This is a genomic window from Paenarthrobacter nitroguajacolicus, from assembly GCF_007786235.1.
GTDB lineage: Bacteria > Actinomycetota > Actinomycetes > Actinomycetales > Micrococcaceae > Arthrobacter > Arthrobacter nitroguajacolicus_A.
The window spans coordinates 237419-250259 of sequence record NZ_VNFK01000003.1; the positions used below are offsets into that span (position 1 = coordinate 237419).

Sequence of the window (12841 nt, forward strand, 5' to 3'; positions counted from 1 at the left end):
GGCGTCAGAGGAGGCGTCGCTCGGCCGCCCACTTGGTGAGTTCGTGACGGCTGGAGAGCTGGAGCTTCCGCAGGACGGCGGAGACATGCGTTTCCACCGTCTTGATGGAGATGAACAGCTCCTTGGCCACCTCCTTGTAGCTGTAGCCCCGCGCGATTAGCCGCATGACTTCCAGCTCCCGTGCGGAGAGCTTGTCCAGTTCGTCGTCCGCAATGTCCGCCGGAGCGGTTCCAAAAGCGTCGAGCACGAAACCGGCCAGGCGCGGCGAGAACACCGCGTCGCCATCGGCCACCCTCATCACGGCGTCGGAGATCTCCTTGCCGGAAATGGTCTTGGTGACGTAGCCGCGGGCACCGGCACGAATCACGGAAACCACATCCTCCGCGGCGTCGGACACGCTCAGGGCCAGGAAGCTGGTGGTGCCTAGCAACGCTGCGGAACCGGCGATGACCTCGCGGCCTCCCCCACCCAGGCCACCAGGCAGGTGCACGTCCAGGAGCACCACCTCCGGGCGGGTTTCAACGATCACCGCAATAGCCTGCTCTACGGTTCCGGCCTCGCCCACTACATCCATCCGGGCATCGAGATCGGCTTTCAAGCCGGACCGGAAAATCGTGTGGTCATCCACGATCACCACACGCACGGTGCGTCCTGCACCGTTGTCAGGGGCGTTGTTCATCGCTTCGCTTCTCCGTTCCGCATTGGTTCACTGTTTCGCGCTGGTTCACTGTTCCGCGCTGGTTCACTGTTCCGCTGGTCCCCGGCATCGGCGTTTGCTGACGGAAGGGCCAGGCGGACTTCCGTGCCGTCGCTGCTGCTGTTGATGACCGCAGTTCCACCGTGCCGTTTCATACGGCCAATGATCGATTCCTTAACGCCCAGCCTGTCATCGGGCACGGCATCGAGGTTGAAGCCGGGGCCGCGGTCCTTGATGAAGATCTCAGCACTGCCGTCGGCGCTCTCCAAGTACACGGAAACCGTTCCGCCGCCGTGCCGGGCCGCGTTGAGCATCGCTTCCCTGGCTGCTTGGACCAGGGCCTCGTGCCGGTCCGTCATGTCGGTATCGCCCACGGTGACCACCTCCACCGCGTGGCCGTGGGAGTCCTCCACCTCAGCCGCGATCGACTTGATCCGCTCGGCCAAGCGCCCGGCTTCCTTGGCGGCATCGCTGAAGAGCCATGCCCGGAGTTCGCGTTCCTGCGCCCTGGCCAGCCTGACCACGTCCTGTTCGGATCCCGCCCTCCGCTGGATGAGAGCCAGGGTCTGGAGCACGGAGTCGTGCAGATGCGCGGCGATTTCGGCGCGCTCCGTCTCACGGACGCGGCCTGCCCGTTCGGATTCCAGGTCCTTCCAGAACTTCAGCCCCCAAGGCAGCAATACCAAGGCGACGCCGCCAAGGACGGCAACCGATGCCAGGAGCGCCAGCCAGGTCTGCTCCCAAGACCCCGAACCGGACACCATCACCAGGACACCGGCAACCACCAGGGCCAGGCCGGCTGCGAGGCGGACCCATCCACCTGCTTGGTCGGCCTTCGTCTTGTCCACCAGTCCGGCCCTGCGGGTTTCGTCCAGCTGCATCCACGCAATCGCAGCACCGCCCAGGATTGCTGCCGCCGGAATCAGTGTGCCCAAAGGAACGTCCACGCCGAACTGGCGGGCGATCAGGATGGCAGCCACCAACAGCAGTGCCGCGCCAAGCAGGATTTCCTTGCCGTATTGGATCTTGCGGAACGAGAACCAGGAGGCCAGCGCGCTGCCGCCCCACCAATCCCCAGAAGCGTTGATGCCGGATGCGGGACGGGCGCCGGCTGGGCCGGTGGTTCCGCCGGTCGCTGAGCTACCCCCCGGACCACCAGCCGCCGACGGTCCGCCGAACGCCGCCGGTACGGGTCCGGCGTCGTACGTTTTCGGCGCGGTTGTGATCCCTACGCTGTCCGCCGGGACGGGCGGCAGGCTCACGGCAGGAGCAATGGGCGACGCCGGGCGGCGGGCATTGCGCTTGGCGTTCTCGTCCGCGGTGGGAACCATGGTCCACAACCACGCATAGAAGGCCACGCCTGCTCCGCCTGCGAAACAGGCCAGGATCATGCCCAGCCTGACGAGCTTGACGGGCCATCCCAAATGATCGGCGAGTCCGCTGCAGACGCCTGCGATCATGCGGTCGCTGCTGCGGACCAGCGTGGGGCGTTGTACAGCGGTTGTCATGTACCAATCCAAGCACGGATCAGGGTGCCCCGGACCGGAATCCCGGGTTGTTGGGGGGTCTCTCAGGGATCATTCAGGGTATCCCCCAGTAGAGGGGAGGGTAGGCCGAACGGCAGGATCGAAGTATGAACGCGAACAGCATGAACCCAGAGGAACCCGGAACGCCAGGCAACGCCGGCACATCCGGCTCCAGCGCCACCAGTGGCGCTTCCACCGGCGCCGCCGGTTCCGCTTCCGGGACCCCGGAAGAACCCGCCGCCGGCGCTTCCGCCGGCTCTGGCCCTGCCACAGGTACCTACACACCCGCTGGCGCCGACCCCGCATCCTCCCAGCAGAACTTCTTCGACTGGATCCGCAGCCAAGGGATCCGCCGCGGACCGGACCGCTGGATCGGCGGCGTGGCAAGTGGCGTGGCCCACCGCTTCGGTATCGATCCGCTGATCGTCCGAGGCATCTTCATCGTCCTGGCACTCTTTGCCGGCGTGGGCGTTCTGCTGTACGGCGTGGCATGGGCGCTCCTGCCCGAGCCGGACGGCCGCATCCACGTTCAAGAGGCTGCAGCCGGCCGATGGTCCGGAGGCATGACCGGGGCGTTGATCACCTCCATCATCGGACTGCCGAGCCTGGGCCGCGGATTCTGGGGCTGGGGCTGGGACGGACTGCCAGGACTCTTCTGGACACTCTTCTGGATGGGTGGCGTCTTCTACCTGATCTACTTCCTGGTTCAACGCAACAAAGCTTCGAAGGGAACTCCACCCATGGGCCCGCAGAACTACGCAGCCGCACCAGGCAGCACTCATGCCTACGGGACCCCGACCACCTACGGAAGCACGGCAACTACCGGAACCAACACCGGCGTGCCCGTGTACGGCGCATCCGCCCCCGGCACCAAGCACCAGGGACGGCCCAATCCTTCCGGCGGATACAGCTCCGGCCCGGTTCCGCCGTCGGTCCCCCACAATCCTTCCGGCCCCTCCGTGCCTTCGGGTCCGCGGCCACCGTACGGCCCCACTCCCCCGCATGGATGGCAGCCTAAGCCGGCTGCACCCAAGCGCAAGGGGCCGGGCGCCGCGATCGTGGCCGTCTCTGCAGGCGCAGCATTGCTGGCCGGCGGTACATTGAAAGCCCTCGACGCCGGCAACGTCATTGAGCTGGGCAACACGGGCAACGCCGTGGTCTGGGCTACAGGTGCCGCAGTTCTCGGCTTGGGCATTCTTGTGGCGGGGCTTCGGGGGCGGACGTCAGGGTTCCTGGGCTTCCTCGCAGTGGTTGCCTTGATCATCGGCGGAATCTTCAACGTGGTTCCAAGGAACGGCGACCGTTGGACGTTCGACGACGTCAATTGGGCACCTACAAGCCTGGAGCAGGCGCGGCAGGGAATTGATGTCACTGGAGCCAAGGGCCTTGTGGACCTCAGCGAGATCACAATGACGCCTCCCTTGATTTCCGAAGTCCTGATTCCCGTGGATGCCACGGCAAGCAACGTCACGGTCATCATCCCCGACGATGTCCCCGTTGAGGTCCGGGCCGACATGACCTTCGGCAACCTCAACGAACGTGGCACGGACCGGGGTGGCCGGCTGCAGGATGACAGGACCCTTTACAACACCGAAAAACCCGGCGCAAACCTCGTGGTGGAAATCGACGGCACGTTCAGCAACGTGACCATCCAGGAAGGAAACTGACATGAGCACCAACGAGCCAGGCAAGGCCCACGACGCCCAGCCAACCCAGCCCCTGCCCCGGGAAACGAGCCCCACGGAAGCTCTTCCCAAGCCCACCCTCCAACCGATTCCGCTCACGCCGCCCCTGGAGCCCAGCTTCAAGGTTGAAGCCCCCGAGGATGACGACCAACCCCGGGAAGCCCGGATCGGCACCGTGGTGTGGGGGCTGATCGTCATGGCTTTGGCCGCCTTGATCGTCGTTTCGACGCTCGGGTGGGTGACACTCAACGGGACCTATGTGCTGATCGGCCTCATGATCGGCGCGGGCGCTGCCTTGGTGGTAGGTGGGCTTCTGTCGGCCCGCAAGGGATCCAAGAAAGTGACCACCACAAAGTGACAAAGCACCTGCAACAAGGGAGTCTGTAGCCATGGACAAGTTCTTCAGCATCGTCAGGGGCTTCGGCCTGAAGCGTGGACCGCAACGGTGGCTGGGCGGCATCTGCGGAGGCATCGCCGCAAAGCTCAAGGTAGACGTAGCGTATGTCCGGGTTGCCTTCCTGCTTTTCTGCCTGCTTCCGGGACCGGCAATCGTGGTCTACATCCTGGGCTGGCTCATCCTGCCGGACCAGAACAACAAAATCGCACTGGAATCCTTTATCAGCCAACGTTCCCGGTAGTTGCCGATACACCACTGCAAAGTTTCACAGCGATACAAAGCGCCCCGCCGCCGGTGGGGCGCTTTTCGTCGTTTTCAGGCAGGTTTCCACTACCGCACAGCCGGGCTCCGAAGTAACCATTTGTGTCCCACCCCACATGCGCGTCTACAATCATTGGGAGCTCAGCGTGGCGCTCTGCACGTATTCCTCCAAGCCATGAGTGAGCAAACATGAAAATTGGCATTCTTACCAGCGGTGGCGACTGCCCCGGCCTCAATGCAGTGATCCGGGGAGCAGTCCTCAAGGGCATCGCCATCCACGGCCAGGAATTTGTGGGCTTCCGCGACGGCTGGCGTGGCGTGGTTGAAGGTGACGTCATCGACATCCCCCGCACCATGGTCCGTGGTATCGCCAAGCAGGGTGGCACCATTCTGGGCACCTCCCGCACCAACCCCTTCGAGAACGGCGGCGGGCCGGACGTCATCAAGGCCCACATGGAGCGTTTGGGCATTGACGCCATTATCGCCATCGGCGGTGAGGGAACCCTGGCCGCTGCCAAGCGGCTTACCGACGCCGGCCTGAAGATCGTTGGTGTCCCCAAGACCGTGGACAACGACCTCGATGCCACTGACTACACCTTCGGCTTCGATACCGCCGTACAGATTGCCACCGAGGCCATCGACCGCCTCCGCACCACCGGCGAATCCCACCACCGCTGCATGATCGCCGAAGTCATGGGACGCCACGTCGGCTGGATCGCACTGCATGCCGGCATGGCAGCCGGAGCCCATGCCATCCTGATCCCGGAACAGAAGGCGAGCATCGAGCAGATCACCGAATGGGTGCAGGAAGCCCACGACCGCGGCCGTGCGCCGCTGGTGGTAGTGGCCGAAGGATTCGTGCCGGATCACATGGAGTCTCCGCACTCCGAACGCGGCCTCGATACGTTCGGCCGCCCCCGCCTTGGCGGCATCGCAGATCAACTGGCACCCGAACTCGAGGCGCGAACGGGCATTGAAACCCGAGCCACGATCCTCGGCCACATCCAGCGTGGTGGCGTACCCACCGCCTACGACCGCGTCCTGGCGACGCGCCTGGGGATGGCCGCCATCGACTCGGTGGTGGAAGGCCGTTGGGGCACCATGGTGGCCTTGAAGGGCACGGACATCTCCCATGTTGGCTTCGAGGAAGCCCTGGGCAAGCTCAAGACCGTTCCGCAGCACCGTTACGACGAAGCGTCGGTGCTGTTCGGCTAGTCGGCTAGGCTGAATCCATGACCCTAGAGCCCACGTCCGCTGCCATCATCCAGCTGGCGTGGGCTCGCCATTTGGGACTCGACGACGACGCCTTCGCCACGGAGGCCGCCCGGCTCACCACCCCTGAAGCGGACCCGGGGGACCCCACGCGCCGCATCATCCGCGTGGACGACTCGGCGCGGGCAGTGACGTTCCTGCGACTCTTCGGCGTTTCGGCATTGGTAGGGCCGCAGTGGGCGCTGGACGCAGCCGCCGGAATCCCCGATACCGAGCTCGCACAACACGTTACGTTGCTGACCCTGACCAGATCCCACGGCGGACACGGGCTGGGATCCTCGGCGTTGTTCTTCGCGGACGATCTACCCCTGCAGCAGCCTTCGGACGACCTGACGGTCTCACAGGGCAACCCCGAAGCAATCAGCCTTGAAGCTTTGTGCCCTCCGGACGACGTCAACGAGGTGCGGCTCCAAAGTCTTGAGCACCGCTTCACGATTATGCATCCCGACCAGGATCCGCCCACGCCCGTGGCCTGCGGCGCCTACTCCGAGTGGGAGGGCATCCTGGCCAACATGGGCGTCCTGGTGGCACCTCCATGGCGCCGCCGGGGCATCGGCACGCTGGCCGCGTCCATAGCTGCGCATGAAGCCCTGGCAGCGGGGCTGACCCTCCAGTGGAAGGCCGATGTCAGCAACACAGGAGCGCTCGCGATGGCCCGTAGCCTTGGCTTCGCCACGGGCGGGCTCCACGCGAGCGTCCTGCTCGGCTGAGTTAGGCCTACTTTCCGGCAGCGTCCTGGGAGACGGTGTCCTGCAACGGTGCCTCTGCCTCCGAGGCAGGCTTCCGGCCCCAGCCGGTCACCGATTTCGGCTTGCCGAAGAACATCGCCACCACGGCGCCCAGCAGAATTGCACAGGCAGGCAGCAGGATTGACTGGCTCATCGCCGTCGAGAATCCTGCGTGAAGCGCCTCCGGAAGGACGCCACCAACGGAGGCTTCGCCAACAGGGGCGCCCGCAGGGGCCGCCGGCAACTCCGCGGCCAACCGCGACTGGATGAGGGCAGCGATGGCTGCCGAACCGAGTACCGCACCGATCTGGCGGGTGGTGTTGAAGACGCCCGATCCGGCACCTGCCTGGCGGGGCTCCAGGTTTCGCGTGGTCGCGTTGGAGACCGGTCCCCAGATGAAGGCGTTGGCAATACCCTGGAGGGCGCTGGGCAAGAGGAACATCCAGATGGGGGTGTCCGGTCCCAGCAGGGAGGCCGTCCAGAACAGCGCTGCCGCGAGGCACACCAGACCGAAGGACGCGAACCAGCGCGGATTGGCGCGGTCAATAAGTTTGCCCACGAATGGAGCCAGGGCACCCGAAATCACAGCCATCGGAATCATCAGCAGGGCCGACTGGGTTGGCGTCAGGCCCCTGACGGTCTGGTAGTAGAAAATGGTGGGCAACGGGAACGCGGTCACGGTGAAGCCGACCGCCATGATGGTGGTGTTGCCCAAGGAGAAATTGCGGTCCTTGAACAAGCCAAGGGGCAGCAAGGGTTCCCCACCACGACGTTCAAGGAGCCACTGCCAAACCACGAAGAGGACCAGGACAACGAGCCCTGTGACAATCAGGCCCCAGACAGTGACGAAGCCGGTGACTGTCCCCCACTTATACGTCTGGCCTTCCTGGATGCCGAAGACCAGCAGGAACATGCCGACGGCGGACAGCACCACACCCACGACGTCGAACGAATGGCTGTGGGTGGTCAGCTTCGGCACGAAGCGGGTCACCAGGATGAAGGCCACGATTCCGATGGGAACGTTGACGAAGAAAATCCATTCCCAGCCAAGGCTGTCCACCAGCAGGCCTCCGAGGATCGGGCCAACCAATACGGCCATGCCCGCGGTGGCTCCCCACAGTCCCATGGCGGCGCCGCGGCGGTCCGGCGGGAAGATGCGGGTAATGACGGCCATGGTCTGCGGAGTCATCATGGCCGCACCGAGGCCCTGAACGGCCCTGGCGGCAATCAACATGGTGACATCACCGGAGAGGCCACACCACAACGAGGCGAGGGTGAAAACCACCAGGCCAATCAGGTACAGGTTCTTGGGTCCGAATCGGTCACCCAGCCTGCCGGTGATGAGCAGGGGCACCGCGTAGGCCAGCAAGTAGGCGCTGGTGACCCAGATGACGGCGTTGATATCGGTATTGAGGCCTTCCATGATCCGCGGATTCGCGACCGACACGATGGTGGTGTCGATAAGGATCATGAAGAAGCCAACCACCAGTGACCACAGTGCGGGCCACGGCTTAGCTACGTTTTCCAAGGGATTCCTTTGGCTTGTGTGAGAGTTCGGTTGGAGTCGGCCGGGGTTCGTCCCAGGGCAGGAGCCCGCTGCCCAACTCCTCAAGGAGGCCGCGGATCCACGCGATCTCCGTGCGGCGCATTGCTTGTTGATACGTGATGTCGATCCAGTACTTGCGATCCAATCCCTTGGCCGTCACGGTGGACTCTGCCCTGACCAGGAAGTCAAGATCGGCGTTGAGGGCCACCAGGCGGTCTTCCAGCAGTCCAATCACCACGCTGGCCGGCAGGTGATGTGCCTCGGCGATGGCGTGCGGAAAGAGGGGGTACTCGTTGACGGGCGTGGACAGCATGGCCTGGAGCCGGGCGTCGAGGGCCTGGTGCCCCGCTTCGGTGATCCGATACGTGGTCCGTTCGGGGCGGTTGCCTTCCCGTTCGGTTCCGGTTGCCTCAACCAGCCCGTTTTCTTCGAGCCGGCCGACTGCGTGATAGAGCGTTCCAGGGCGTACTTTGACGAGCCGGTCTTCATGGCGGGCCATCAGCACTTGATACATCTCATACGGATGCATGGGTTGTTCAGCCAGCAGCGCCAACGACGCGACACCCAACGGCGTCAACTCAGCTGCTTTGGGCATGTGCAACCCCTTCCATCCACTAATATTCCACCACAACTATTCCACGTGGAATATTAGGGTGCAAGTAAGCCCGGCCGCCTCAGCGACCGGGCTGTCCTCTGCTGGTCCGCGTCAGCCCAGGAGGGCCAGGATTTCGGAGCGAGCGAACATGGCCGCAGCCTCGCGCGCGGTGGGGGTTCCGGCGTCGGGGTCAGCTCCGGCGTCCAACAGCACTCTGGCGACGCTCGTGTATCCCTTGAACACCGCTCCAGCCAGCGGCGTCTGGCCACGATCATTGGCGGCGTTGACATCAGCGCCGTGATGAAGAATCAACTGAACCGCTTCCTCGTGCCCGTGGTAAGCGGCCAGCATCAGGAGCGAATCGCCCGCCGCGTTGGTCAGGGTGGACGGCGCGCCGGCGTTCAGATAGCCCCTCAGCAATTCCGTGTCGCCTTCCCGGGCGGCATCGAACAGGGCATGCGCAAGCGCCAACGTTTCTTCATCGGCGCCCGTGGTCGGACTGGCCGCCTCGTGGCCTGCAGGCTGGTTCAGTTGGCTCATCGGTGGGGTCCCTTCAGGAATCCGGTCTGGCGCCCGACAACCTGGCCGGCGTCGGGGGCGACGATCACTTCCTGCGCGGCGATGTACGGCTCCTCGCCGTCCATGACCGTCAGGGTCTCCTCAGCTGACACGGACCGCTTAATCACGGCCAAAGCAACGGGTCCCATCTCGAAGTGCTGCGCCACCGATGTCAGAGTACCCACCTTGCGGTCCCCGACAAATACAACACTGCCAACGGCCGGCAGCGTGTGCTGCGAGCCATCCAATTGCAGGAACACCAAGCGCCGCGGCGGGTGGCCGAGGTTGTGGACGCGCGCAATGGTCTCCTGGCCTTTGTAGCAGCCCTTGTTCAGGTGGACCGAAGTGCGGAGGAGATCCAGTTCGTGCGGAATGGTCTTCTCGTCCGTCTCGGCACCAAGGCGCGGCCGCCACGCCGCAACACGGAGGGCATCGGCGGCCATGGCACCAGCCAGGGGCAGGCCTTCCACCGCTTGTTCCAGCTCGACGGCAGGGACCAGGTATTCGAACCACGGCCGCTCGAGTCCCGGATGCGATTCCTCCGGGACGATGCTGTACGCATAGCCACCGGGGCTGACATGCGGCCACGGATCTTCCCAGACCAAGCGGGAGGACAACTGCTCCACCGGCTTGGTGGCACCCACTACGGCCCACTGCTCCGAAGCGTCGTCGATCTCGACGCGGAGCATGAACTTCATCTTGTTCAGCCACTCGGCCAACTGCGCCGCTTCGGCGGCCTCGACGATCAACCAAGTGGTGCCGCCGTCGTCCACGACGCGGGCATCGAACTCGATGCGGCCCTGCACGCTGAGCAGCAACAGCTCGCTGGAAATGCCGGGCTGGAGATTGGTGACCTGTTGCGACGACAACGTGTTGAGCCAGCTGAGGCGGTCGGGGCCGGAGACTGTCACCACGCCACGGTTCGAAAGATCGACGACGGCGGTGCCTGCGGCCAGGGCGCGCTGCTCACGCAGCGGTTCACCGTAATGGGCAGCGACGCCGGCATCCAGGCCGGTGTCTTCAACGGCGCCAGGGCGCGACAACAGAGGGCTCTTGTAAGTCATATGTAGTAGAAGTCCTTGCGTCTCAGCGGTATTCCGGGTTTTCGAAATCAAATCGGGTGCCCGCTTTCCATTCCTCCGGCAGGTTGCCATAGGCAGGAATGCCGCCGGCGTCACGCAGGAGCTTGGCCATGTGGAGCAGGTTCCACGTCATGAACGTGGTGTTCCTGTTAGTAAAATCACTCTCCGGACCACCCGATCCCTCGTCCAAATAGCTGGGTCCGGGGCCTACGGGACCGATCCACCCGGCGTCGGCCTGTGGCGGAATGGTGAACCCGATGTGTTGAAGGCTGTACAGCACGTTCATTGAGCAGTGCTTGATGCCGTCCTCGTTGCCTGTGATGAGGCACCCACCCACCTTGGGGTAGAAGGCCCACTGCCCCTGGCCGTTCAACTCTCCCGAATGGGCGTAAAGCCGCTCGATGAGCTTCTTTGTTTGGGAGGAGTTGTCGCCCAGCCAGATAGGGCCGGCAACCACCACGATGTCGGCATCGCGAACATCCGGATAGATCTCCGGCCATGCGTCCGTTTTCCAGCCGTGCTCCCGCATATCCGGGTAAACACCGCTGGCAATGTCATGGTCCACGGTCCGGATGAGGCGGGTGGTGACGCCCTGCTTCTCCATGATGTCCCGGCTGATCCGGATCAGCCCATCGGTGTTGCTGAGCTGCGGCGAAGGTTTCAGGGTGCCGTTGAAGAAGACAGCCTTGAGGCCCTCGTAGCCGCCCGGCTTGAGGTTGGTGTTCACTATCTGCTCCTTCTGCTGGTTGCTTGTGGAACGTACAGTGAGGCCTTTGGGTCAGGACACCTTGTGGAGGAAGGCCGATGCGTGGGCTTCGAGTGCTTTGCCGCTGGACGCAACGTCCCAACGCCACAAGAGGTTGCCATCAACCAAGCCGAAAATCCGGGTAGCTGCGGTGTACTCCTTGGAGTGGCTTCCGCGCATCACCATGTCGGTGCTCAGCTGGATCTGGGGTCCCTTGATCTGGCCGTAGTAGAGCTCGGTGATGCCGCCGGGGTGGGCGATCGACACTGAAATGTCGAACCCGCCGTCCTCGTTGCGGCGCTCCTCCACCTCATCGGCGGTCTTGAGCACCGGGACAATGTCAGCGGGAATAAGTCCAGGGCCGCCGTCGCCCTCTTCGAGCTTCCGCTCAAGGGCCCAGAACCCGGTTTCCACCGTCAGCGGGCGCAGCTTCTCTCCGGCGTCGTCACTGAGCCAGGTCTCAGCCCGGTACTGCAGGTACGGCAGCCCGTTGTGCGTGAAGGATACGTGCTGGACAAAATGCTCGGAATCCTCGTCTCCGCTGCCAAGCCGGCCGCGGCCTTCCCACTCACCAATGAGCCATGAAAGGGGGACGAGTTCGGGCGTCAGATCTGTGGGGATCTCAATAGGCACAACGATTACCTCGGTTGGGCTGCAGGAACAGAAGGTTTACTTCTGGCCCTTGAAAAGGCGGTAAACGACAAATCCCGCAAACCATGCCATGGCGACGCTGGCCAGGCCAAGGAGAACGAGGAAGAAAATTTCGAATGCGAGAACAGACATGATGCAATCCTAACCTTTAGTAGATGAGTAGTTTGTCTATGAAGTAAGCCAAGGCCCCCACGGCCCACACCGGCGCTATGCCCATTCCGAGCGCGGCCGGAATGTTGAGGCGTCCGCGCCTCAGGGTGGTCATCCGCCGGAAGCACACCAGGACGGACCCGATCACAACGCCGACCAAGGCGGCGGGAAGTACTGCGATATCCGAGAAAACAAGGCCTGCCAGCGGACCCATGAGTCCTGCCATCACCACGCCAAGGGGGGCCACGATCCGGTCCGGCCAGCGGATGATTCCCACCAGCAGGGCCACCGCGGCACTCAGGCCCGCCACAAGGACCATTTCCTTGACGCCGTTGAACCGTGCGCTGGCAATCCAGCCGGCCCCCAGGCAGTTCAACAGGACACCGGCACTGCAACCCAGCGTGGATTCCAGGCGCTGGGCTTGTCCGGTACCTCGAACTAGTTGGACGATGAAGACCGCCATGACGCCCAAGGCAGCGAACGCGGGGGTCCCCTCCAGGAACCCGGGCGCCGGCATATAGGCGGCAGTCACAGCCGACCCGGCACCGGCCAATCCAATGACGGCCGCCAACGTTTTCTTGGCCGGAACTGCAAGGAAATGCGGCCAACCGATCCCCACAGCCGCGGAGGCCGCGATGCCCACGCCCACCATGGCTTCCCGGGAAACGAAGGTGCTGGCCACGATGGCTGCGAGCGCCACGAGTCCGAATACCCCGATGCTCCAAGACTTCACTGTGTGCCCGACCTCAATCCGATGCGCCTTACGACCTCTCGACAATCCTGCCTTAAGCCGGCCCAATATGTCGTAATTCCACTGCCAGCCCGTCACGAATCCCTGTGTCGCAGGGCACTGATGGGTATACTCAGACTTCAACGACGCACTGTGTTTGCCCTCATCCCGTTACAACGGTCAGGGGCGGCCACCACGTCGTGACCGACCGGTGAGAC

The 12841-nt window shown here is 63.9% G+C and carries 14 protein-coding genes; 5 read left to right on the top strand and 9 right to left on the bottom strand.

Translation table 11 applies throughout. From position 1 onward, the window contains the following. Positions 1 to 4 precede the first annotated feature (4 nt). Entirely contained in the window at positions 5 to 679 is a 675-nt protein-coding gene (locus tag FQP90_RS05080; RefSeq protein ID WP_144648606.1) for a LuxR C-terminal-related transcriptional regulator, read from the bottom strand. Next, positions 676 to 2205, bottom strand: coding sequence for an ATP-binding protein (locus tag FQP90_RS05085; RefSeq protein WP_144648607.1), 1530 nt, complete (start codon positions 2203 to 2205; stop codon positions 676 to 678). The genes FQP90_RS05080 and FQP90_RS05085 overlap by 4 nt, the downstream gene beginning before the upstream one ends. A 125-nt stretch (positions 2206 to 2330) precedes the next feature. Between FQP90_RS05085 and FQP90_RS05090 the strand changes: the two genes are divergently transcribed. The 5 genes from FQP90_RS05090 to FQP90_RS05110 all read left to right on the top strand — a co-directional run bounded on the left by FQP90_RS05090 (position 2331) and on the right by FQP90_RS05110 (position 6548). Next, on the top strand, positions 2331 to 3890 hold the full coding sequence (locus FQP90_RS05090) for a PspC domain-containing protein (RefSeq protein WP_208759944.1): 1560 nt from the start codon (positions 2331 to 2333) through the stop codon (positions 3888 to 3890). Position 3891: 1 nt separating this feature from the next. Continuing rightward, positions 3892 to 4266: a hypothetical protein gene (locus tag FQP90_RS05095; RefSeq protein WP_144648608.1), complete on the top strand. Its 375-nt coding sequence runs from the start codon at positions 3892 to 3894 to the stop codon at positions 4264 to 4266. A gap of 31 nt (positions 4267 to 4297) precedes the next feature. After that, positions 4298 to 4546, top strand: a complete 249-nt coding sequence (locus FQP90_RS05100; protein ID WP_144648609.1) for a PspC domain-containing protein — start codon at positions 4298 to 4300, stop codon at positions 4544 to 4546. 209 nt (positions 4547 to 4755) lie between these two features. Beyond that, positions 4756 to 5781, top strand: coding sequence for an ATP-dependent 6-phosphofructokinase (locus FQP90_RS05105; protein WP_144648610.1), 1026 nt, complete (start codon positions 4756 to 4758; stop codon positions 5779 to 5781). A 17-nt stretch (positions 5782 to 5798) separates the two neighbouring features. Beyond that, a complete protein-coding gene (locus tag FQP90_RS05110; RefSeq protein ID WP_144648611.1) occupies positions 5799 to 6548 on the top strand; it encodes a GNAT family N-acetyltransferase in 750 nt (249 codons plus the stop codon). Between the two features lie 7 nt (positions 6549 to 6555). On the opposite strand, the gene FQP90_RS05115 is transcribed toward FQP90_RS05110, so the two are convergent. The 7 genes from FQP90_RS05115 to FQP90_RS05145 all read right to left on the bottom strand — a co-directional run bounded on the left by FQP90_RS05115 (position 6556) and on the right by FQP90_RS05145 (position 12626). Then, entirely contained in the window at positions 6556 to 8094 is a 1539-nt protein-coding gene (locus FQP90_RS05115; RefSeq protein ID WP_144648612.1) for a DHA2 family efflux MFS transporter permease subunit, read from the bottom strand. Further along, positions 8078 to 8707 (bottom strand): PadR family transcriptional regulator, encoded by a 630-nt coding sequence (locus tag FQP90_RS05120; protein ID WP_144648613.1) that lies wholly within the window; start codon positions 8705 to 8707, stop codon positions 8078 to 8080. The genes FQP90_RS05115 and FQP90_RS05120 overlap by 17 nt, the downstream gene beginning before the upstream one ends. 111 nt (positions 8708 to 8818) lie before the next feature. After that, positions 8819 to 9247 carry an ankyrin repeat domain-containing protein gene (locus FQP90_RS05125; RefSeq protein ID WP_144648614.1) on the bottom strand — a complete coding sequence of 143 codons (429 nt, stop codon included), beginning with the start codon at positions 9245 to 9247 and terminating at the stop codon, positions 8819 to 8821. Beyond that, positions 9244 to 10329 carry a CAF17-like 4Fe-4S cluster assembly/insertion protein YgfZ gene (gene ygfZ, locus FQP90_RS05130; RefSeq protein WP_144648615.1) on the bottom strand — a complete coding sequence of 362 codons (1086 nt, stop codon included), beginning with the start codon at positions 10327 to 10329 and terminating at the stop codon, positions 9244 to 9246. The genes FQP90_RS05125 and ygfZ overlap by 4 nt, the downstream gene beginning before the upstream one ends. A 22-nt stretch (positions 10330 to 10351) precedes the next feature. Further along, a complete protein-coding gene (locus tag FQP90_RS05135) occupies positions 10352 to 11074 on the bottom strand; it encodes a flavodoxin family protein (RefSeq protein ID WP_144648616.1) in 723 nt (240 codons plus the stop codon). A 51-nt stretch (positions 11075 to 11125) separates the two neighbouring features. After that, entirely contained in the window at positions 11126 to 11725 is a 600-nt protein-coding gene (locus FQP90_RS05140) for an FABP family protein (protein WP_144648617.1), read from the bottom strand. 166 nt (positions 11726 to 11891) lie between these two features. Continuing rightward, on the bottom strand, positions 11892 to 12626 hold the full coding sequence (locus tag FQP90_RS05145; RefSeq protein WP_144648618.1) for a permease: 735 nt from the start codon (positions 12624 to 12626) through the stop codon (positions 11892 to 11894). Positions 12627 to 12841 lie beyond the last annotated feature (215 nt).

Excerpts from the sequence above, each read along its gene's own strand:
- ygfZ (WP_144648615.1), bottom strand. The coding sequence starts at position 10,329 with ATGACTTACAAGAGCCCTCTGTTGTCGCGCCCTGGCGCCGTTGAAGAC.
- FQP90_RS05080 (WP_144648606.1), bottom strand. The coding sequence starts at position 679 with ATGAACAACGCCCCTGACAACGGTGCAGGACGCACCGTGCGTGTGGTG.
- FQP90_RS05090 (WP_208759944.1), top strand. The coding sequence starts at position 2,331 with ATGAACGCGAACAGCATGAACCCAGAGGAACCCGGAACGCCAGGCAAC.
- FQP90_RS05110 (WP_144648611.1), top strand. The coding sequence starts at position 5,799 with ATGACCCTAGAGCCCACGTCCGCTGCCATCATCCAGCTGGCGTGGGCT.
- FQP90_RS05095 (WP_144648608.1), top strand. The coding sequence starts at position 3,892 with ATGAGCACCAACGAGCCAGGCAAGGCCCACGACGCCCAGCCAACCCAG.
- FQP90_RS05125 (WP_144648614.1), bottom strand. The coding sequence starts at position 9,247 with ATGAGCCAACTGAACCAGCCTGCAGGCCACGAGGCGGCCAGTCCGACC.
- FQP90_RS05120 (WP_144648613.1), bottom strand. The coding sequence starts at position 8,707 with ATGCCCAAAGCAGCTGAGTTGACGCCGTTGGGTGTCGCGTCGTTGGCG.
- FQP90_RS05100 (WP_144648609.1), top strand. The coding sequence starts at position 4,298 with ATGGACAAGTTCTTCAGCATCGTCAGGGGCTTCGGCCTGAAGCGTGGA.
- FQP90_RS05105 (WP_144648610.1), top strand. The coding sequence starts at position 4,756 with ATGAAAATTGGCATTCTTACCAGCGGTGGCGACTGCCCCGGCCTCAAT.
- FQP90_RS05085 (WP_144648607.1), bottom strand. The coding sequence starts at position 2,205 with ATGACAACCGCTGTACAACGCCCCACGCTGGTCCGCAGCAGCGACCGC.